Origin of the sequence: Streptomyces sp. NPDC001914 (genome assembly GCF_042891215.1) — a bacterium.
In the GTDB taxonomy this organism is placed as follows: domain Bacteria; phylum Actinomycetota; class Actinomycetes; order Streptomycetales; family Streptomycetaceae; genus Streptomyces.
The window spans coordinates 87,813-106,598 of the sequence record NZ_JBIASW010000019.1; the positions used below are offsets into that span (position 1 = coordinate 87,813).

Below are 18,786 nucleotides of genomic sequence, written 5' to 3' on the forward strand. Positions count from 1 at the left end.
TGTGGGGGTGTTCCAGCAACTGTTCAGCCCCTCCGTCCAGCACACGCTCGATCTGATCGGCATCTTCGTCTTCGCGATCTCCGGCGCTCTGCTGGCCGTCCGCAAGAACTTCGACGTCTTCGGCATCGCCGTCCTCGCGGAGATCACCGCGCTGGGCGGAGGGCTGCTGCGCGACATCATCATCGGTGCCGTACCCCCGGCCGCCTTCACCGACCTGGGGTACTTCACCACACCGCTCGTCGCCGCCCTGCTCGTCTTCTTCCTGCACCCGCAGGTCGAGCGCATCCAGGTCGGCGTGAACGTCTTCGACGCGGCCGGGCTCGGGCTCTTCTGTGTCACCGGCACCGTCAAGGCGTACGACTACGGGCTCGGCCTGACCGCCTCCGCCGCCCTCGGCCTCGCGACCGCCGTGGGCGGCGGTGTGCTGCGTGACATGCTCGCCAACGAGGTCCCCTCCCTGCTGCGCTGGGACCGTGACCTCTACGCGGTCCCGGCGATCGTCGGCGCCACCATGGTGGTGCTCTGCATCCGCTACGACGCGCTCACCCCGTTCACCAGCGGCCTCGCCATCGTCACGGCCTTCGTGCTGCGCCTGTTCGCGATGCGGTACCACTGGCGAGCTCCGCGCGCGTGGAACCGCCGCTCGACCGTGCGGGAGGAAGAGACCTCCTGACACCGTCCGCCGTGCCCGCGGCGCCGCCGGCGCCCGTGCCGCCTCCGGCATCCGCGTCGCCCCCGCCGTCCGCCGTGCCTCCCGCGTTCGCCGTGTTCTCCCCGCCCGCGTCGAACCGCTCGGTCAGCCAGCGGAACACCTCCGGGAGCTGCGGCCGCCACAGCCCCATGTCGTGTCCGCCCGCGCTGCGCGGCAGCAGCACGACGTCCACGCTCGTCGGCGGCTTCGCGATCGCCTGGATCGCCGCGCCCGCCTGGTAGCCGTCGCCGGACTCGCCGGAGAAGTAGAGGGCGACCCGGGGGTGGACGCGCTCGGCGCGCAGCAGCAGGTAGGGATTGTTCCGGCGGCGCAGGTCGAGGCTCCGCCCGGCGAGTGACGTGCGTTCGCCCTTGGGGTCGTTGTAGCCGGACATGCTCACCGCGGCGCGGTAGCGGTCGGGGTGGGCGACGGCCAGTTTGGTGGCGCAGTGCGCCCCGGCCGAGTATCCGGCCGTGGCCCAGCCGTCCGGGGCGGGCTCGGCCCGGAAGTTGTCCATGACCATCCGCGGCACGTCGACGCTGAGCCAGCTCTCCGCGTTCACCGTCCCCGGGATGTTGGCGCAGCCGGTGTCCGCGCGGGCCAGCAGGTTGGTGCGGGGCGCGACCAGGATGAACGGCGCGACCCGGCCGTCGAGCATCATCGGCCGCAGCTGCTCGTGCACCCGCAGCGATCCGAACCACGCCTTGGCGGAGCCCGGGTAGCCCGGCAGCAGCTCCACGACGGGGAACGTCCGGTGCCGGTAGGCGGGTTCGTCGTACTGCGGCGGCAGCCAGACGTAGACCTCGGCGTTCACCCCCGACACCCGTCCCTTCAGATGGGTGACGCGCACCCCGCCGGCCCGCCGCATGCGCGGTCCCTCGGCCGGCCGGAAGGACTGCCGCAGCCGGGGCAGGTCCTTCAGCGAGATCCCTCCGGTGCCGTCCACGCCGAGGTCGGGGGCCTGCTGGACGTGGTTGCCGGTGCCGAGGAGGTCGGCCCAGTCGTCGTACAGGTTGTTGGCGTTGTTCACGAGGACGAACACCACGCTGATCGCCGTCCCCTGGACGAAGAGCAGCATCAGGAGCCGGGCCGCGGCGCGCACCGGCGCCGGTCCGGGCACCTTGGACCACAGGACGAGGGGCAGCAGGAGGGCGACGGCGCACAGTACGAAAGAGGTCAGGAGGAACGATGTCCCGGTGAGGCTCATGTCCCATCAGAGGAGAACTCGGACCGATTGGTCACGGATGATTGCGGACACTTGACAAGAAATTGCCGAATCCTCACCTGATTGGCCGGACGGCGGGGGTGCCCGTACGTCCGAATGCATGAAAGCTACCGCTTAGTAATTTCCTGTTGTACCGTTCATGTATGCCAGAAGCAGCTTCGGTACAGGCCGTACGGGCCACGATCGGCGACAGCGAGTTCGACCGGGACACGGCCGTCACCCCGCGCGGGAACGGCGTCTACGACGTCGACCTCTCCGCCGGGTGGACGATCATCAACGCCGTCAACGGCGGCTATCTGCTGGCCGTCCTCGGCCGCGCGCTCGCCGACGCCCTCCCGCACTCCGACCCCTTCACGGTCTCCGCGCACTACCTGACCGCGTCCCAGCCGGGCCCCGCGGTCGTGCGCACGGACGTCGTGCGCACCGGCCGGACGCTGTCGACCGGACAGGCGTCCCTCTTCCAGTACGACGACGAGGGCCGCGAGATCGAGCGCATCCGCGTGCTCGCCTCGTACGGCGACCTCGACGCGCTGCCCGACGACGTCCGCACGACCGCGCTGCCGCCGGCGATCCCGCCCATGGACCAGTGCTTCGGCCCGCAGGACGCCCCCGCGCCCATCCCCGGCAGCTCGGCGATCACCGACCGGCTCTTCCTCAAGCTCGACCCCGCGACGCTCGGCTGGGCGCTCGGCGCTCCGTCCGGGAAGGGCGAGATGCGGTCGTGGTTCGGGCTCGCCGACGGCCGGGACGCGGACCCGCTCTCGCTGCTCCTCGCCGTCGACGCGCTGCCGCCGACCGCCTTCGAGATCGGCCTGTCCGGCTGGGTGCCGACCGTCGAGCTGACCGTGCACGTGCGGTGCCGTCCGGCACCCGGCCCGCTGCGCGTGTCGATCACCACCCGCAACCTCGCCGGGGGCTTCCTCGAGGAGGACGCGGAGGTCTGGGACAGCGAGGACCGCCTGGTCGCCCAGTCCCGCCAGCTCGCCCGCGCCCGCCTCGGCTGACCCGCTCCGGGCGTTCACGGCCGGGCCCGGGGCGGGGCCGCGACCCCTCGGCCCGGGTGGTGCCCGGGAGCTCCGGGCGCCGGCGGCGCGGTCGGCACCGTAACGCTCCCCGCGTGGTCGGGACCGTAGCGCTCGGCGCTGTGGTCGGGACCGTACGGATCGGCGCTGTGGTCGGGACCGTAGCGCTCGGCGCTGTGGTCGGCACCCTACGGATCGGCGCTGTGGTCGGCGCCAAACGGCTCGGTGGGTGGTCGGCTCGTGTCACCCGACGGGGCCGGCGCCGTGCACCCCGGCCGGGTGTCACGGCTGCTCGGCCCCCGGGCCGGGGGCCGAGCACGGCACACCCTTGTCCGTCCCGCGTCCCGCGTCCGCCGTCCGATCGCGGACGGGGTGCTCTCCTGCCGGGTGTCCTGGCGCGGTGCCCCGCGCCTCAGGCGGTCACCAGGGGGCCGCGGCCCGTCCAGGCCGCCAGGCGCCCGTAGGCGTCCGCGCCCTCGGGAGCCGGCACCACGGCGCCGAACGGCAGCCCGGGGTCCTCGCGCCCCTCGTCGGGCAGCACACGGGTGGCGATCGTGAGCGCGAACTCCGCGAGTTCGGGGTCGAGTTCGAGGGGCCGCCCCAGCGCCTCCGAGAGGTCCCAGGTGTGCGTGACCGCCTCCATGACGTAGCCGGCGAGGGCGATCCGTCCGGGGACCTCGCCCCAGGGGACCCGCACGGCGGCGTCCAACCGCGCGTCGTCCGCCCACGCCACGCGGACCTGCTCCCCGGCCTCGTCGTACGCGGCGCCCCACCCGTCGTCCGGCACGCCGTCGGCGAACGGCCGCACCGCGAGCCCGTCGCCGCCCGCCCCGATCACGGCGATCCGCCGGGCGCCGCCGACCAGGTGCGACAGCAGCAGACGTACGTCGAACTCGGCGCACGGGGTGACACCGTCCAGCTGCTCCGGCCGGACGGTCGCGATCAGCGACGCGATCTGCGCGGCGGCTCGGGCGTACAGAGGGCGGGGGTCCATCGCGTTCATGACTACCTCTTCCGTGTCTCGGTGTGCCCTCACTCTCGACGCATAACCTGACAGTTTCCGTCAGCATTTGTGGCGGCCCGGCGCGGGCGCGATCCTGGGCGCGTGAAGTCCGACCGCCTGCTCTCGATCCTGCTGCTGCTCCAGACGCGCGGCCGCGTCCCGGCGCGTGAACTCGCCGACCGGTTGGAGGTGTCGGTGCGCACGATCTACCGGGACGTCGAGGCCCTGTCCGCCTCGGGCGTCCCCGTCTACGCCGAACGCGGGCGGCACGGCGGCATCGAACTGCTCGCGGGATTCCGTACGGACGTCACCGGACTGACCGCGGACGAGTCGCGCTCGCTGTTCGTCCTCGCCGCGCAGGGCGCGCACGCCGCCCTCGGCCTGGACGCGGCGCTCGGCTCGGCGCTGCGCAAGGTGATGGCCGCGCTGCCCGCGCCCTTCAGGCCCGCCGCCGAGGTCACCAGCCGGCGGGTCCTCGTCGACGCCACCCGCTGGAAGGGCGGTCCCCGGCGGGACGTCGACCTGGAGGTGCTCCAGGACGCCGTCTTCGCCGACCGCCGGCTGCGGCTGCGCTACCGGCACGGCGGGGACGCCGAGCCGCGCACCTACACCGTCGACCCGTACGGCCTCGTCTCCAAGGCCGGTGTCTGGTACCTGGTCGCCGACCGGCGCGGCGGTCCGCGGCTGTTCCGCGCCGACCGGGTCCGCTCGGCCACGCTGCTGCCGGACCCGGTGCGGCGCCGTCCGGGCGTCGAACTCGCCGATGCCTGGGAGGTGCTGCGCCGTCAGGTCGAGGAGCGGCCGGGGGGTGTCGATGTCACGGTTCGGGTACGGCGCTCGCGCCTCGACATGTTCGTACGCCTTCACGCGGCCTCCCTCGCGGAGCCGCCCGAGGACGACGGTGCCGGCGAGTGGGTGACTGCGCGTCTCGTCCTCGGCTCGGTGCGCGAGTCCCGCACGCTGCTGGCCTTCGGGGACGCGCTGGAGGTGCTCGCCCCGCCCGAGGCGCGCCGGGAGCTGGCCGCGACGGCCGCCGCCATCGGCGCGGTGTACGAGGGGGATTGAGCACCCTGAGCCGGGCCGCGTCGCACAGCAAGACACAGCCTCGGCACAGCGCGGCCCTACGTGGATCTGGTCCGCTGTCTCCCGCTCGACCGGCTCTCGTCGGCCGATCCACGTGACTTGACTGGGAGTTGCCCCAATGAACCGTCGTGCACGACTCGTTCCCCTCGTCGCCGTCCTCGCGCTCTCGCCCCTGCTGGCGGCCTGCGGCTCCGGCGACTCGTCGTCCTCGGACGGCACCACGACCGGCGAGCAGAACTGCACCCGCCCGTCCGGGATGCCGAGCGGTGGGCCCGGCGGCCGCCCCAGCGGCGCTCCCACGGGCATGCCCTCCCGGTCCGGCACCCCTTCGGGCATGCCCACCGGAAAGGCCCCCTCGGGCTTCCCCTCGGGCATGCCGAGCGGCGCCCCCGACGGCGCCCGGGCCGGCGGCTGCGGAGGCCCGGGCGCCGGCCAGATGGGCCAGGGGCAGGGTCAGGGGCAGAACCAGGGCTGAGCCTGCACTGTGCCGGGGTGCCCCGGTGCCGGGGTGCCGGGGTGCCGGGGTGCCGGGGTGCCGGGGTGTCGCGGTGCCGGGGATGCCGGGGTGTCGCTTCCGGGCGGTCGCCGCGGTGGTCAGCCGAGCCAGTGGCGGCGGCCGATGCTGATCAGGCGCATCTGGCGGCTCGCCACCCCGGCGACCCGTTCCCGCTCCGCCTCGGAGTCGTCCAGCGCCTCCAGGAACGCCGACGCGGCCATCAGCATGTGGTCGACGTACAGTCCCGCCAGCATCAGCAGATCGTCGTCGCTCCACCCCGCCGACTCGGGATGTTCGGCCAGCGCGTCCCTGACCTCCTCGGCGAACCGGGCCAGCTGCTCGCGGATCGCGTCCCGCACCGGGGCGACGCCGCCGTGCCGCTCGCGCGCGATGAAACGGACGTGCGCCGGATGCGCGGCGACGTGATGGGCGATCACCTCCACGGCGCGGGCGATGCGTTCGTCGCTGTCCCCGGCCGTGGACAGCGCGTCCCCGATCACCGGGTGCAGGCTTCCGAGCGCCTCCTCGACCAGCGCCGCCCCGAGATCCGCCGTCGAGCGGAAGTGCCGGTAGAAGGCGGTCGGGGCGACTCCGACGGCCCGGGTGACCTCGCGCAGCCCCAGGCTGCTCAGGCTCTGATCCTCCAGAAGCCCCAACGCGGCGTCCAGCAGGGCCTGTCGGGTCTTCTGCTTCTGCGCCTGACGGATGCCGAGAGTGTGACTCATGCCATGCAGTTAACAACTGTTCTCTGGAATTTTAAAGCCGGGAAGCAGGTTAGACTCGAAAGTCAGTGAACAAGTGTTACTACAACCGTTCACTGAGTCGTCAAGTCCCGGAAACATCGGACCCTCACCGTTGAGGTGCCGGACGTTCCGGGACCGGACTTCGAGACTTCTTCGAGAGGCATCTCATGCTGTTCCTCGTCGCCGCACTCCTGCTGCTCGGCGTTGTGATGGGCTCCGTGGCGCACGCGCCGCTGAGCTTCACCCTCGCCGCCGCCGCCGTCATCGGTGTCTGGCTGGTCGTCTTCGCGCTGCGCGAGCGCGGGGCCCGCCGACGCCACACCTCCGCCAACTGACCGTCGGTCCCGCACCTCCGCCGACCCGGCCGTTGGTCCCACACCTTCACCAACTGACCGTTGGGAGCTGACTCACGTCATGGAACTCACCGCGCGCACCACCGGTACGACCCGCTCCACCCGCACCACCACCGCGACCCGCACCGCCGTCCCGACCCGCACGGCCGGCGCCGACCGCACCGCCGAGGCCCCGCGCATGCCGGGTGCCGCCGAGCCCGTCCGCGCCACGCGCCGGACCGGCGTCAAGGACGCCGACGGCATGGCCGTGGCCTCCTTCGTCCTCGGCCTGCTCGGTCTGCTCGTGCTGAACCTCTTCCTGGGCCCCATCGCGATCGTCCTCGCCTCCGTCGCCCTGTGGCGCGGCACGGCCCGCCGCGGCCGCGCCTTCCTCGGCCTCGGCCTCGGCATCGCCGACCTGGTCGTCCTGGTCGCCTTCATGCAGATCGACAACACCGTGTCCTGGAGCTTCTGAGGCCGCCGCGGCGGCCAGGACCCCCAGGGGGGCCGGGAAGAGGGGGAGCGGGCCCGTAGAATCGAGCCCACCATGGCTTACCTCGACCACGCCGCGACCACCCCCATGCTTCCCGAGGCAGTAGAGGCTCTGACGGCCCGACTGAGCGTCACGGGCAACGCCTCCTCCCTCCACGCCGCCGGCCGCAGCGCGCGGCGCGCGGTCGAGGAGGCCCGCGAGACCCTGGCGGACTGTCTCGGCGCCCGCCCCAGCGAGGTGGTCCTCACCTCCGGCGGCACCGAGGCCGACAACCTCGCGGTGAAGGGCCTGTACTGGTCGCGCAGAGACGCCGACCCGGCCCGCACCCGCGTTCTGGCGAGCCCCGTCGAGCACCACGCCGTCCTCGACGCGGTCCACTGGCTCGGCGAGCACGAGGGCGCCACGGTCGAGTACCTGCCGGTCGACGCCCACGGCCGCGTCCACCCCGAAGCCCTGCGCGAGGCCGTCGCCCGCAACCCCGAGGACGTCGCCCTTGCCACCGTCATGTGGGCCAACAACGAGATCGGCACCGTCATGCCGGTCCGCGAACTGGCCGAGGTCGCCGCAGAGTTCGGCATCCCGCTGCACGCCGACGCGGTCCAGGCGTTCGGCCAGATCCCCGTCGACTTCGCGGCCTCCGGCCTCGCCGCGATGACGGTCTCCGGCCACAAGATCGGCGGCCCCTACGGGATCGGCGCGCTGCTTCTCGGCCGCGAGTACACCCCCGTGCCCGTGCTGCACGGCGGCGGTCAGGAGCGCCACGTCCGCTCGGGCACGCTCGACGTGCCCGCCGTCGTGTCCTTCGCGGTCGCCGGACGGCTGGCCGCCGAGCGGCAGGAGTGGTTCGCCCGCGAGATCGGCGCCCTGCGCGACGACCTGGCCGACGCGGTCCTCAAGGCCGTGCCCGACGCCATCCTCGGCGGCGACCCGGCGCCCGGGGGCCGGCTGCCCGCCAACGCGCACTTCACCTTCCCCGGCTGCGAGGGCGACTCGCTGCTCCTGCTGCTCGACGCGCAGGGCATCGAGTGCTCCACCGGATCGGCCTGCACGGCGGGGGTGGCCCAGCCGAGCCACGTCCTCCTCGCCACCGGCACCGACCCCGACCTCGCCCGGGGCACCCTGCGCTTCTCCCTCGGCCACACCTCCACGCCGGCGGACGTCACCGCGGTGGCACGGGCGATCGGACCGGCGGTGGAACGGGCGCGCAGGGCGGGCCTCACCTGACCCGGCCCCCGGCGGGTCCCTGGTCCCGTGTCAGGCGGCCGCCGTGTGTGCCCGCCGTACGAGCCGTATGTACCGGTCCCAGTCCCAGTGCGGGCCGGGATCCGTGTGGTCCGTGCCGGGGACCTCGACGTGCCCGATGATGTGCTCGCGGTCCACGGGAATGCCGTACCGCCCGCAGATCCCCGCCGTCAGCCGTGCCGAGGCCTCGTACATCGCGTCCGTGAACGACGAGGGGCGGTCGACGAATCCCTCGTGCTCGATGCCGACACTGCGTTCGTTGTACGCGCGGTTGCCAGCGTGGAACGCCACGTCCAGCTCGCGGATCATCTGCGTGACATGGCCGTCCTTGCGCACGATGTAGTGCGCGGCCGCCCCGTGCTTCGGGTCCCGGAAGACCCGCACCGCGCTCGCGAAGCTGCCCTGCGTGACGTGGACGACCACGCGGTCTATCCCGTAGTCGTCGGGGCGGTCGGCCCGCCGCCAGTTCGCCGCCGAGGCCGCCACCCACTGCGCGCCCCGGAAGTCCACCGCGCCCGCCACGCGTGACTTCTCCACACCCGGCAGCCGCCACCACAGGTGCGACAGCTCCTCCCGGGCGAGCCCGGCCGCGCTCACGGCGGCCGCCAGACCGCCGATGAGCAGCACCCGGCGCCCGACCGGCTGGTCGCCGTCCCCTGCTCCCGCCGCGGCTCCACTGCTCCGCGGCGCTCCCGGACTCCCCTTTTTCGCCCCCATGCGATCTTCAACGGATACTCGCGGGCTCCGGTTCCCGCGGCCCCGTACCCTGGAGGGGTTATGACTGACACCTCGCAGCGCCCTCTCCGCGTCCTCGCCGCCATGTCGGGCGGCGTGGACTCCGCCGTAGCCGCCGCCCGTGCCGCCGAGGCCGGGCACGACGTGACCGGCGTGCACCTCGCCCTCTCGGCGAACCCGCAGTCGTTCAGGACCGGCGCGCGCGGCTGCTGCACCATCGAGGACTCCCGCGACGCCCGCCGGGCCGCCGACGTCATCGGCATCCCGTTCTACGTCTGGGACCTCGCCGAGCGCTTCCGCGAGGACGTGGTCGAGGACTTCATCGCCGAGTACGAGGCCGGCCGCACCCCGAACCCGTGTCTGCGCTGCAACGAGAAGATCAAGTTCGCCGCGCTGCTGGACAAGGCGCTCGCGCTCGGCTTCGACGCGGTCTGCACCGGCCACTACGCCCAGGTGATCGTCCGCGAGGACGGCACGCGCGAACTGCACCGCGCCTCCGACATGGCCAAGGACCAGTCGTACGTCCTCGGCGTCCTGGACGACCGCCAGCTCGCCCACGCGCTGTTCCCGCTCGGCGACACCGTCACCACCAAGGACGAGATCCGGGCCGAGGCCGAGCGCCGGGGCCTGGCCGTCGCCAAGAAGCCGGACTCGCACGACATCTGCTTCATCGCCGACGGCGACACCCAGGGCTTCCTCGCGGGCCGGCTCGGCAAGGCCGAGGGCGACATCGTCGACGAGACCGGCGCCACGATCGGCACCCACGAGGGCGCGTACGGCTTCACCATCGGCCAGCGCAAGGGACTGCGCATCGGCACCCCGGCCGCCGACGGCAAGCCCCGCTACGTCCTCGACATCTCGCCGGTGAACAACACGGTCACGGTCGGCCCGGCCGCCTCCCTGGACGTGTCCGCGCTGACCGCGATCAAGCCCCGCTGGTGCGGCGCGGCCCCGACGGGCCCCGGCACCTACACCGCCCAGCTCCGCGCCCACGGCGGCGAGACCGAGGTGAGCGCCGGCCTGGTCGACGGCGAGCTGCGGGTCGCCTTCACCGAGCCGGTCCGCGGCGTGGCGCCCGGCCAGGCCATCGTCCTGTACGACGGCACCCGCGTGGTGGGCTCGGCGACGATCGCGACGACCACGCGCGCGACGGCGGACGTCTAGAGACCGGCCGACGCGCTCCGCCCGGCCGACGCGCTCAGCCCGGCCGGAGCGGTCGGGCGTGTCCGCGACCGGGAGAGGACACCCTCCCGGTCGCTGCGGACACGCCCTGGCACGCCCTAGCCGTCCGCGCCGAAGAACTTCTCCAGCACCGGCGCCAGCGCCCGCGGGTCCACCATGTGGGTCTGCCCCTCCAGCGTGCGGTACGAGCCGTTCGGCGCCGCCTCCGCGATGGTCCGCGCCGCCTCGCGCATCCACGCGGGGCTCGCGTCGCCCGCGACGGACAGCAGCGGCAGGGAGAGCCCGGCCAGCCGTTCGCGCGGCACCCGGCTCTCGCCCGTCCCCAGCGCGGCGTCGTCGTACGCCAGGGTCGGCGCGATGGCCTCCATGCCGGGCCAGGCGTGGGACATGCGCACCCCGGCGATCATCTCCGGGGGCGTGCCCACGAGGGTCAGGAACAGCTCCACGGCGTCGCCGCGCCGGTCCTGGCCCAGCAGCTCCGCCAGCCGCTGCGTGTACTCCGCCCGCTGCTTGCCCGCGACCTCGTCGACGGCGAACGGCGTCTCGTAGACGGCGACTTCGCGGACGGGCAGCCCGCTCAGGGCCGCCTCCAGGGCCAGCGCGCCGCCCGACGAGATGCCGTAGAGCGCCGCGCTGCCCCCGCAGGCCTCGATCAGCGCCGCGATGTCCTCGACCTCCCGGGCCACCGCGAAGGGAGCCGTGTCACCGCTGGCGCCGCGGCCCCGCCGGTCGTAGGTGATGGCACCGAAGCGGTCCGAAAGGGCCTCGGCGAGAGGTGCCAGCGTGGCGCCGGTGCACATGGCGCCGCCGACCAGGACGACCGTCGGGCCGTCACCGTGGCGTTCGTACGCGATGGGGGTCCCGTCGCGCGAGATGGTCTTCTTGTCCATGCCTGCACAGACTGCCCGCCGCCCGGGAACTCATCGCGTCACCACGCCCGCGCCCGCCCGGATCTCAGGACACGTCGACCTCGTAGAAGCACAGATGGTCCCTGATCTCGGCGACGTCGGGCTTGGGATCGGGGTAGGCCCACACGAGATCGGCCGCGCCGGGACGCGACCAGTAGGACGCGGTGCCCTTGAACGGGCAGTACGTGTGGGTGTCGGAGGGGGTCAGCAGGTCCGTGCGGACGTCCTCGGGCGGGATGTAGTAGCGCACCGGACAGCCCGTCTCGCGCAGCACCAGGGGGCGGTCGCTCTCCGCCAGGACCTGGCCGCCGTGCACGACGCGGACGCGCCGCGCGCCCTGCTCGATGGTGATCGTGTGTCCTTCAGCCATACAGGGAAAGCGCTCGCGGGCCCCGAATCGTTCCCGCGTACGGTGAAGCCATGAACATCTGCGTCTTCCTCTCCGCCGCCGACCTCGACGACCGCTACACACGCCCCGCGCGGGAGTTCGCCGAACTCCTCGGGAAGGGCGGCCACACCCTGGTGTGGGGCGGCTCCGACGTCGGACTGATGAAGGTCGTCGCCGACGGCGTCCAGCAGGCGGGCGGACGGCTGGTGGGAGTCTCCGTGGACTTCCTGTCGGCCAAGGCCCGTCCGGACGCCGACGAGATGGTCGTCGCCCGTGACCTGGCCGAGCGCAAGGCGCTCCTCCTGGCGAAGGCCGACGCGGTGGTCGTCATGGTCGGCGGCACCGGCACCCTCGACGAGGCGACCGAGATGCTGGAGCTCAAGAAGCACGGGAAGACCGAGAAGCCGGTGGTCGTGCTGAACACGGCCGGCTTCTACGACGGCCTCAAGGAGCAGTTCCGGCGGATGGACACCGAGGGCTTCCTGCCGCGCCCCCTCACCGACCTGGTGTTCTTCGCCGAGGAGCCGGTCGGGGCGCTCGCCCACTTGGAGGAGAGCGCCGGCATCCGCTGAGGTGCCCGCCCGTGGTCCGGGACCGGCCCGGTGATGCGAGCATGGCCTCCATGGCTACACATGTGATCACCGGAGCCGGTTCCGGCATCGGCGCGGCCGTCGCCCGCCGTCTGCACGCGCGCGGGGACGAACTCGTGCTCCACGCGCGCGACGCGGGCCGCGCGAAGGAACTCGCCGCCGCGTTCCCCGGCGCGAAGACCCTGGTCGGCGACCTGGCCGACCCCGACAAGCTCTCCTGGGCGTTCTCGCACCAGGCGCTCCCCGGCAGCGTCGACTCCCTGCTGCACATCGCGGGCGTGGTCGACCTCGGCCGGGTCGGCGATCTGACCCCCAAGTCCTGGCGTCACCAGCTCAACGTCAACCTCGTCGCCCCCGCCGAGCTCACCCGCCACTTCCTGCCCCAGCTCCGGCTGGCCCAGGGACACGTGGTCTTCGTGAACTCAGGAGCCGGCCTGAACGCCCACGCCGACTGGTCCGCCTACGCCGCCTCCAAGCACGGGCTGAAGGCCCTCGCCGACTCCCTGCGCCACGAGGAGCACGCGGCCGGCGTCCGGGTGACCTCCGTCTACCCCGGCCGCACCGCCAGCCCCATGCAGGCCAAGGTCCACCAGCAGGAGGGCAAGGAGTACGACGCCTCGAAGTGGATCGACCCGGAGTCGGTGGCGACGACGATCCTGATGGCGCTCGACCTGCCCCGGGACGCCGAGGTCAACGACCTGACGGTGCGCCCGGGAGGCTGACCTCCGCGCGGGATTCCGTAGGCTTCCGGGGTGAGCGAAAACAGCGAGTTCAGGTTCGGCTCCGCCACCGGCGTCGGGTCCATGCCGGGCGGTGACGCGCGGGAGGCCGCCAAGACCGTCACCGGTTCCTTCGAGGACTTCCCCTTCCTCGCCGAACTGCCCGCGCGCGGGCCCGGGGCGGACATGATCGGCCGCACCGCGGGGATGCTCGTCGAGCTGTACGCGCGCGTGGAGCCCAGCGGCTGGCGCTTCGGGGACCGGCCGGGCCGGGACACCAAGCGGGCCAGGTCGTGGCTGGGGGAGGACCTCGACGCTCTGGAGGAGTTCACCCAGGGATACGAGGGCCCCCTCAAGGTGCAGGCCGTCGGCCCCTGGACGCTGGCCGCCTCCCTGGAGCTGAGGAACGGCGAGTCCGCCCTCTCCGACGCCGGCGCCTGCCGCGACCTCGCCGGCTCGCTCGCCGAGGGACTGCGCCTCCACCTCGACGAGGTCCGCCGGCGGGTCCCCGGGGCCGAGATCGTCCTGCAGCTCGACGAACCCTCCCTGGTCGCCGTCCTCCGCGGCCGGGTGCCGACCGCCAGCGGCTACCGCACCCACCGCGCGGTCGACCGGCAGGTCGCCGAGGCCACGCTCCGGGACGTCGTCGCGGCGAACGGGGGCGGCCCGGTCGTGATCCACAGCTGCGCGCCGGACGTCCCCTTCGCCCTGCTGCGCCGGGCGGGCGCGGCGGCGATCTCCTTCGACTTCTCCCTCCTCACCGAGCGTGACGACGAGGCGATCGGGGAGGCGGTCGAGGGCGGTACCCGGCTGTTCGCCGGTGTCGTCCCCGGCGTGGACGGCCCATTGTCGGACCCTGCCGGTAGCGTCATGGGTGTCAGGACGCTGTGGCGCAGGCTGGGGCTGCGGCCGGGTCTCCTCGCGGAGGCGGTCACGCTCACTCCGTCGTGCGGACTCGCGGGGGCTTCCCCGGACTTCGCGCGCAGGGCGCTGGCCCACTGCGTCCGGGCGGCGAGATCCCTCGCGGACAACCCAGAGTAACGGGAGGACACAACGGTGGCCGGCGAAGAGCACGCAGAGCCCACATCGGTACCCGCCGAGGCACGGGAGAAGCACGCGCGGCTCGCTGAGCAGATCGAGGAGCACCGGGCCCGGTACTACGGGAAGGACGCTCCCGTCATCAGCGACGCGGAGTTCGACACCCTCCTGCGCTCCCTCGAAGGGCTCGAGGACGAGTACCCGGAGCTGCGGACACCGGACTCGCCGACCCAGAAGGTCTCCGTCGAGTACGAAACCGATCTCGCCGAGGTCGAGCACCGCGAGCGCATGCTCTCCCTCGACAACGTCTTCGACGACGCGGGGCTCGCGGCCTGGGCCGCCCGCGTGGCCAAGGACGTGGGTTCGTCCGGCTACCACTTCCTGTGCGAACTCAAGGTCGACGGCCTCGCCGTGAACCTGACGTACGAGGACGGCAGGCTCACCCGCGCGGCCACCCGGGGAACCGGCCGGACCGGTGAGGACATCACCCCGAACGTCATGACGATCGCGGAGATCCCGCACCGGCTGAAGGGCGATCACGTTCCCCGGCTCGTCGAGATCCGCGGCGAGGTCTACTTCCCGATGGAGGAGTTCGAGGGGCTCAACGCCCGTCGTGTGGCGGCCGGTGAGAAGCCGTACGCCAACCCCCGCAACTCGGCGGCGGGTTCGCTGCGTCAGAAGGACCCCAAGGTCACCGCGACGCTGCCGCTCCACATGGTCGTCCACGGCATCGGCGCCCTGGAGGGGTTCGAGGGTCTGGGCCGCCTCTCCGAGGCCTATGGCCTGCTGCACTCCTGGGGGCTGCCGACCACGCGGTACGCCAAGGTGGTCGACGACCTGGACGGCGTACGGGAGTTCATCGCGTACTACGGCGAGAACCGCCACTCCGTGGAGCACGAGATCGACGGAGTGGTCGTCAAGCTCGACGAGATCCCCCTCCAGGGCCGGCTCGGCTCCACCGCGCGCGCACCCCGCTGGGCGATCGCCTGGAAGTACGCGCCCGAGGAGGTCAACACCAAGCTCGTCAACATCCGCGTCGGCGTGGGCCGTACGGGCCGCGTCACGCCGTACGCGCAGGTCGAGCCGGTCACGGTCGCGGGCTCCGAGGTCGAGTTCGCCACCCTGCACAACCAGGACGTGGTGAAGGCGAAGGGCGTCCTCATCGGGGACACGGTGGTGCTGCGCAAGGCCGGTGACGTCATCCCCGAGATCCTGGGGCCGGTCGCCGACCTGCGCGACGGCAGCGAGCGGGAGTTCGTGATGCCGGCCGAGTGCCCCGAGTGCGGTACGGCGCTGCGGCCCATGAAGGAGGGTGACGTCGACCTGCGGTGCCCCAACGGCCGTTCCTGCCCGGCGCAGTTGAGAGAACGCGTCTCCTATCTCGCGGGCAGGGAGTGCCTGGACATCGACCACTTCGGGGACGTGGCCGCGGCGGCGCTCACCCGTCCGCTGGAGCCCGTGGCCCCGCCGCTCGTCGACGAGGGAGACCTCTTCGACCTCACGATCGAGCAGTTGCTGCCCATCAGGGCCTACGTCCTCGACCAGGCCAGCGGCTTGCCCAAGCGCGATCCGAAGACCGGCGAGGAGAAGATCGTCACTGTCTTCGCCAACCAGCAGGGCGAGCCCAAGAAGAACGCGCTTGCCATGCTGGACAGGATCGCCGAGGCAAAGGGCCGGCCGCTCGCCCGTTTCATCAACGGACTCTCCATCAGGCATGTGGGCCCGGTCGCCGCCGAGGCGCTGGCCCGCGAGTTCCACTCCATCGACCGCATCGAGCAGGCCACCGAGGCGGAACTCGCCGCGGTCGACGGGGTCGGCGGGATCATCGCGACCTCGCTCAAGGAGTGGTTCGCCGAGGACTGGCATCGCGAGATCATCCGCAAGTGGAAGGCCGCCGGCGTCCGGATGGAGGACGAGGGTGCGGGCGAGGACGAGGGCCCGCGTCCGCTCGAAGGCCTCACCGTCGTGGTCACGGGCACGCTCGAACACCACACGCGGGACGGGGCGAAGGAGGAACTGCAGAGCCGTGGAGCAAAGGTGACCGGCTCCGTTTCGAAGAAGACATCCTTCGTCGTCGTCGGTGACAATCCGGGCTCGAAGTACGACAAGGCGATGCAGTTGAAGGTTCCGGTCCTGAACGAGGACGGCTTCGCCGTTCTGTTGGGGCAGGGACCCGAAGCGGCCGCGGACGTCGCGCTTCCCGCCGAGGGATAGCGGTCGAAGACCACCCGTTCGGCGCATATCAGGGGCATACGGGTGACCAGGTCGCATTCGGGCAACCGTCGCCGACCGCTGCCCGTGGAAGCCTTCCGCGGCCTACTGTTGACGTGTGCGCCTGCCGTGCCCGGCCGCGGCCGGCGCATCCTCGACTCCGCATGAGCCGGGGGAAGGGTTTTCCGACGCGGCGCCGTTGGCAGTTGTCGCCGGCGACGGATCGTGTGGCGTCGGCACCGCCGGCAGTGAAGAGGGACGGGAATGGAACCGACCGAGAGCGCCGCTCCCGACTCACGGCTGCGCCTGCGCCGGACGACCGGCGCATGGCTGACCGGCCTGCGGACGGGACGGGCTTCGGACCGCGCCGCCCGCGGCGGGGCCGGAGGCTCCCGGCTTCCCGTCCCCGTCGTCCCCGGCGCCCTCACCGCCGACCCCGGCACCGGCCTGCCCGGCCAGGACCCCGAACGCCATCCGTCCTGGCCGGCGCTGCCGTCGGCCGTCGTGGCCACGGCCGCGTTCGTCCTGGGCGCGGGCTTCTACCGGGCGTTCAGCGGCCATCACGCCCTCTTCCCGTGCGGCACCGTCGGCTGGGCGCTGGCCCTGCTGACCGGCGTCATCGTCGGTCACCTGGTCGCCCTCGGCCGGGCCCGCTGGTGGGGCGGCACCGGCTCCGGCGCCGCGCTCACCCTCGCGGTCCTGCTGCTGTACGGCTGGGTGCCGGCCGGCATGGTCAGCCTCACCGTCGTCGTCCTGGTGGGCACGGCCCGCCGCAACCGCTGGCGCCAGGGCGTCCTGCACGGCGCCGTCGACATCCTCGGCATCGGCGCCGGAGCCCTGGTCCTCGCGTCGTTCGGACGGTTCCCGAGCGTCGAGACACCCTGGGCCCCCGACACCTGGACGCTCTACGCCGCCCCTCAGGTCGTGCTCGTCGCCGGCGCCTACCTCGCCGTCACCCGCGCCCTGCTCTGGTACCTGAACACGCCCGGCGGAGGGCTCCCCACCGTCGCCCGTACGGCCCTGGTCCGGCACGGGCTCGTCGCCGTGGCACTGCTCGGCATCGCGCCGCTGATCTGTGTCGTCGCGGTGGCCCAGCCGATGCTGCTGCCGCTGTTCTCGATCCCGCTGATCGCCCTGGACTCCACCCTGTGGATAGCCCGGGCCCGGGCCGAGGAGCAACTGCGTGACCCGCTGACCGGGCTGCCGAACCGTCAGTGGCTCCTTGAGCGCACCTGGACGGCCCTGGACGACGCCGAGCGCATCGGCGCGCGCTCCGCCCTCCTGCTCATCGACCTGGACCGCTTCCGTTCGGTGAACGACACGCTGGGACACCTCGCCGGTGACCGGCTGCTCCTGCAGATAGCCGAGAGGCTGCGGCTCGCACTGCCGCGCGGGGCGGAGGCCGCGCGGCTCGGCGGCGACGAGTTCGCCGTCTTACTGCCGGTCGCGGACTCCACCACCTCGGCCACGCGGGTCGCCCGCAATCTGGTCGCCACCCTCGGCTCGCCGCTCGACCTGGACGGACTCACCCTCGTCCTGGAGGCCAGCGCCGGGCTCGCCGTCTTCCCCGACCACGCGCTCGACGCGGAGGGGCTGCTGCGCCGCGCGGACATCGCGATGTACCAGGCGAAGCGGGACCGTACGGGCGTGGAGGTGTACGAGTCCAAGCGGGACTCGAACACCCCGGACCGGCTGGGCCTGCTGGGCGATCTGCGCCGGGCCCTGGACACCGGTGACGTCGAACTGCACTACCAGCCCAAGGTCCGCTTCGACGGACAGGTGGCCGGGCTCGAGGCGCTGGTGCGCTGGGTGCACCCCGAGCGCGGCAAGGTGCCGCCGGACGAGTTCATCGCCATCGCCGAGTCGTCCGGGCTGATGCCGCACCTCACCGAGTACGTCCTGGAGACGGCTCTCGGACAGGTCGCGCGCTGGCGGGCGCAGGGGCTGTACGTCCCGGTCGCGGTGAACGTGTCGCCGCGCGACGTGCACACCCCGGGCTTCGCCGGTGCCGTCGCCGCCCGTCTCGCCCGGCACGGAGTTCCCGCGGGAGCGCTCCAACTGGAGATAACGGAGCATGTGCTCCTGGAGGACCCGCAGCGGGCCGCGGACACCCTCGCGGCGCTCACCGGGCACGGCGTGAAGATGTCGCTGGACGACTTCGGCACCGGGTACTCCTCGCTGGTGCATCTGCGGCGGCTGCCGGTCAGTGAGCTGAAGATCGACCGGTCGTTCGTGGCGCGGCTCGCCGTGGACGCCGAGGACGCGGAGATCGTGCGGTGCACCGTCGATCTCGCTCATTCGCTGGGGCTTCTCGTCGTGGCCGAGGGGGTCGAGGACGACGAGACGTGGGAGCGGTTGCGGGATCTGGGGTGTGATGCCGTTCAGGGGTGGCTGGTTGCTGCGGCGATGCCGCCGGACGAGGCCACGGCGTGGCTGCTCGCCCGGGGCGTACGAGGCTGGCAACGCCCCCGAGCCGCCCTCCCCGCAGCCGAGTAACCCCGACCGCCCATCTCCGCCCCCGGCACCACCCGTCCGCCGACAAGCTGGGCTCTCCGGTGGGGCGTCCCGCCGTCGGCGGCGCCCGCCCGATCGGCCTGCGGCCGAATGCTCCCCGCCCACGCACCACCCGTTCACCGTCCGCCGACAGGCTGGGCTCTGCGGTGGGGCGTCCCGCCGTCGGCGGCG

19 protein-coding genes are annotated in these 18,786 nt (G+C 72.9%); 13 read left to right on the top strand and 6 right to left on the bottom strand.

Annotated features, from left to right (window positions below):
• Positions 1-7 precede the first annotated feature (7 nt).
• Positions 8-673, top strand: a complete 666-nt coding sequence (locus tag ACFYYF_RS35900) for a trimeric intracellular cation channel family protein (RefSeq protein WP_388782402.1) — start codon at positions 8-10, stop codon at positions 671-673.
• Here ACFYYF_RS35900 and ACFYYF_RS35905 read toward each other — a convergent pair.
• Complete coding sequence (locus tag ACFYYF_RS35905; protein WP_388782405.1) at positions 573-1,898, bottom strand: alpha/beta hydrolase; 1,326 nt, start codon at positions 1,896-1,898, stop codon at positions 573-575. The genes ACFYYF_RS35900 and ACFYYF_RS35905 overlap by 101 nt on opposite strands.
• A gap of 161 nt (positions 1,899-2,059) precedes the next feature.
• Here ACFYYF_RS35905 and ACFYYF_RS35910 point away from each other — a divergent pair, with 161 nt between their 5' ends.
• The gene (locus tag ACFYYF_RS35910) at positions 2,060-2,920 is read left to right on the top strand and encodes a thioesterase family protein (protein ID WP_361693518.1); all 861 of its coding nucleotides are present in this window, start codon (positions 2,060-2,062) and stop codon (positions 2,918-2,920) included.
• A 430-nt stretch (positions 2,921-3,350) separates the two neighbouring features.
• Here the strand turns inward: ACFYYF_RS35910 and ACFYYF_RS35915 are convergent, their stop codons facing one another.
• On the bottom strand, positions 3,351-3,941 hold the full coding sequence (locus ACFYYF_RS35915; RefSeq protein WP_388782408.1) for a TIGR03086 family metal-binding protein: 591 nt from the start codon (positions 3,939-3,941) through the stop codon (positions 3,351-3,353).
• 102 nt (positions 3,942-4,043) lie between these two features.
• Between ACFYYF_RS35915 and ACFYYF_RS35920 the strand changes: the two genes are divergently transcribed.
• Both ACFYYF_RS35920 and ACFYYF_RS35925 read left to right on the top strand, forming a co-directional pair.
• Positions 4,044-5,006, top strand: coding sequence for a YafY family protein (locus tag ACFYYF_RS35920; RefSeq protein ID WP_361693522.1), 963 nt, complete (start codon positions 4,044-4,046; stop codon positions 5,004-5,006).
• Positions 5,007-5,142: 136 nt separating this feature from the next.
• Positions 5,143-5,499, top strand: a complete 357-nt coding sequence (locus ACFYYF_RS35925; protein WP_388782411.1) for a hypothetical protein — start codon at positions 5,143-5,145, stop codon at positions 5,497-5,499.
• 119 nt (positions 5,500-5,618) lie between these two features.
• Here ACFYYF_RS35925 and ACFYYF_RS35930 read toward each other — a convergent pair whose 3' ends face one another.
• A complete protein-coding gene (locus ACFYYF_RS35930) occupies positions 5,619-6,245 on the bottom strand; it encodes a TetR family transcriptional regulator (RefSeq protein ID WP_361693526.1) in 627 nt (208 codons plus the stop codon).
• A 185-nt stretch (positions 6,246-6,430) separates the two neighbouring features.
• Here ACFYYF_RS35930 and ACFYYF_RS35935 point away from each other — a divergent pair, with 185 nt between their 5' ends.
• The 3 genes from ACFYYF_RS35935 to ACFYYF_RS35945 all read left to right on the top strand — a co-directional run bounded on the left by ACFYYF_RS35935 (position 6,431) and on the right by ACFYYF_RS35945 (position 8,312).
• Complete coding sequence (locus ACFYYF_RS35935; protein ID WP_361693528.1) at positions 6,431-6,598, top strand: hypothetical protein; 168 nt, start codon at positions 6,431-6,433, stop codon at positions 6,596-6,598.
• Positions 6,599-6,794: 196 nt separating this feature from the next.
• Complete coding sequence (locus ACFYYF_RS35940; RefSeq protein WP_388782533.1) at positions 6,795-7,070, top strand: DUF4190 domain-containing protein; 276 nt, start codon at positions 6,795-6,797, stop codon at positions 7,068-7,070.
• Between the two features lie 72 nt (positions 7,071-7,142).
• On the top strand, positions 7,143-8,312 hold the full coding sequence (locus ACFYYF_RS35945) for a cysteine desulfurase family protein (protein ID WP_388782415.1): 1,170 nt from the start codon (positions 7,143-7,145) through the stop codon (positions 8,310-8,312).
• Between the two features lie 30 nt (positions 8,313-8,342).
• Here the strand turns inward: ACFYYF_RS35945 and ACFYYF_RS35950 are convergent, their stop codons facing one another.
• Entirely contained in the window at positions 8,343-9,047 is a 705-nt protein-coding gene (locus tag ACFYYF_RS35950) for an N-acetylmuramoyl-L-alanine amidase (RefSeq protein WP_388782418.1), read from the bottom strand.
• A gap of 60 nt (positions 9,048-9,107) precedes the next feature.
• On the opposite strand from ACFYYF_RS35950, the gene mnmA reads away from it, so the two are divergent.
• Positions 9,108-10,229, top strand: a complete 1,122-nt coding sequence (gene mnmA, locus ACFYYF_RS35955) for a tRNA 2-thiouridine(34) synthase MnmA (protein WP_365491712.1) — start codon at positions 9,108-9,110, stop codon at positions 10,227-10,229.
• 116 nt (positions 10,230-10,345) lie between these two features.
• On the opposite strand, the gene ACFYYF_RS35960 is transcribed toward mnmA, so the two are convergent.
• Both ACFYYF_RS35960 and ACFYYF_RS35965 read right to left on the bottom strand, forming a co-directional pair.
• A complete protein-coding gene (locus tag ACFYYF_RS35960; protein WP_388782421.1) occupies positions 10,346-11,137 on the bottom strand; it encodes an alpha/beta fold hydrolase in 792 nt (263 codons plus the stop codon).
• Between the two features lie 64 nt (positions 11,138-11,201).
• The gene (locus ACFYYF_RS35965; protein WP_365491706.1) at positions 11,202-11,525 is read right to left on the bottom strand and encodes a DUF427 domain-containing protein; all 324 of its coding nucleotides are present in this window, start codon (positions 11,523-11,525) and stop codon (positions 11,202-11,204) included.
• A gap of 50 nt (positions 11,526-11,575) precedes the next feature.
• Between ACFYYF_RS35965 and ACFYYF_RS35970 the strand changes: the two genes are divergently transcribed.
• The 5 genes from ACFYYF_RS35970 (at position 11,576) to ACFYYF_RS35990 (ending at position 18,597) form a co-directional block, all read left to right on the top strand.
• Entirely contained in the window at positions 11,576-12,115 is a 540-nt protein-coding gene (locus ACFYYF_RS35970; protein ID WP_388782426.1) for a TIGR00730 family Rossman fold protein, read from the top strand.
• Positions 12,116-12,156: 41 nt separating this feature from the next.
• Complete coding sequence (locus tag ACFYYF_RS35975) at positions 12,157-12,855, top strand: SDR family oxidoreductase (protein WP_388782429.1); 699 nt, start codon at positions 12,157-12,159, stop codon at positions 12,853-12,855.
• Positions 12,856-12,885: 30 nt separating this feature from the next.
• Positions 12,886-13,893, top strand: coding sequence for a methionine synthase (locus ACFYYF_RS35980; RefSeq protein WP_388782432.1), 1,008 nt, complete (start codon positions 12,886-12,888; stop codon positions 13,891-13,893).
• A gap of 15 nt (positions 13,894-13,908) precedes the next feature.
• The gene (ligA, locus tag ACFYYF_RS35985) at positions 13,909-16,104 is read left to right on the top strand and encodes an NAD-dependent DNA ligase LigA (protein WP_388782435.1); all 2,196 of its coding nucleotides are present in this window, start codon (positions 13,909-13,911) and stop codon (positions 16,102-16,104) included.
• A 261-nt stretch (positions 16,105-16,365) separates the two neighbouring features.
• Positions 16,366-18,597 carry a putative bifunctional diguanylate cyclase/phosphodiesterase gene (locus tag ACFYYF_RS35990; protein ID WP_388782438.1) on the top strand — a complete coding sequence of 744 codons (2,232 nt, stop codon included), beginning with the start codon at positions 16,366-16,368 and terminating at the stop codon, positions 18,595-18,597.
• Positions 18,598-18,786: the final 189 nt, after the last annotated feature.

Excerpts from the sequence above, each read along its gene's own strand:
- ACFYYF_RS35925 (WP_388782411.1), top strand. The coding sequence starts at position 5,143 with ATGAACCGTCGTGCACGACTCGTTCCCCTCGTCGCCGTCCTCGCGCTC.
- ACFYYF_RS35935 (WP_361693528.1), top strand. The coding sequence starts at position 6,431 with ATGCTGTTCCTCGTCGCCGCACTCCTGCTGCTCGGCGTTGTGATGGGC.
- ACFYYF_RS35945 (WP_388782415.1), top strand. The coding sequence starts at position 7,143 with ATGGCTTACCTCGACCACGCCGCGACCACCCCCATGCTTCCCGAGGCA.
- ACFYYF_RS35905 (WP_388782405.1), bottom strand. The coding sequence starts at position 1,898 with ATGAGCCTCACCGGGACATCGTTCCTCCTGACCTCTTTCGTACTGTGC.
- ACFYYF_RS35960 (WP_388782421.1), bottom strand. The coding sequence starts at position 11,137 with ATGGACAAGAAGACCATCTCGCGCGACGGGACCCCCATCGCGTACGAA.
- mnmA (WP_365491712.1), top strand. The coding sequence starts at position 9,108 with ATGACTGACACCTCGCAGCGCCCTCTCCGCGTCCTCGCCGCCATGTCG.
- ACFYYF_RS35950 (WP_388782418.1), bottom strand. The coding sequence starts at position 9,047 with ATGGGGGCGAAAAAGGGGAGTCCGGGAGCGCCGCGGAGCAGTGGAGCC.
- ACFYYF_RS35910 (WP_361693518.1), top strand. The coding sequence starts at position 2,060 with ATGCCAGAAGCAGCTTCGGTACAGGCCGTACGGGCCACGATCGGCGAC.
- ACFYYF_RS35975 (WP_388782429.1), top strand. The coding sequence starts at position 12,157 with ATGGCCTCCATGGCTACACATGTGATCACCGGAGCCGGTTCCGGCATC.
- ACFYYF_RS35970 (WP_388782426.1), top strand. The coding sequence starts at position 11,576 with ATGAACATCTGCGTCTTCCTCTCCGCCGCCGACCTCGACGACCGCTAC.
- ACFYYF_RS35990 (WP_388782438.1), top strand. The coding sequence starts at position 16,366 with ATGGAACCGACCGAGAGCGCCGCTCCCGACTCACGGCTGCGCCTGCGC.
- ACFYYF_RS35965 (WP_365491706.1), bottom strand. The coding sequence starts at position 11,525 with ATGGCTGAAGGACACACGATCACCATCGAGCAGGGCGCGCGGCGCGTC.
- ACFYYF_RS35940 (WP_388782533.1), top strand. The coding sequence starts at position 6,795 with ATGCCGGGTGCCGCCGAGCCCGTCCGCGCCACGCGCCGGACCGGCGTC.
- ACFYYF_RS35915 (WP_388782408.1), bottom strand. The coding sequence starts at position 3,941 with ATGAACGCGATGGACCCCCGCCCTCTGTACGCCCGAGCCGCCGCGCAG.
- ACFYYF_RS35930 (WP_361693526.1), bottom strand. The coding sequence starts at position 6,245 with ATGAGTCACACTCTCGGCATCCGTCAGGCGCAGAAGCAGAAGACCCGA.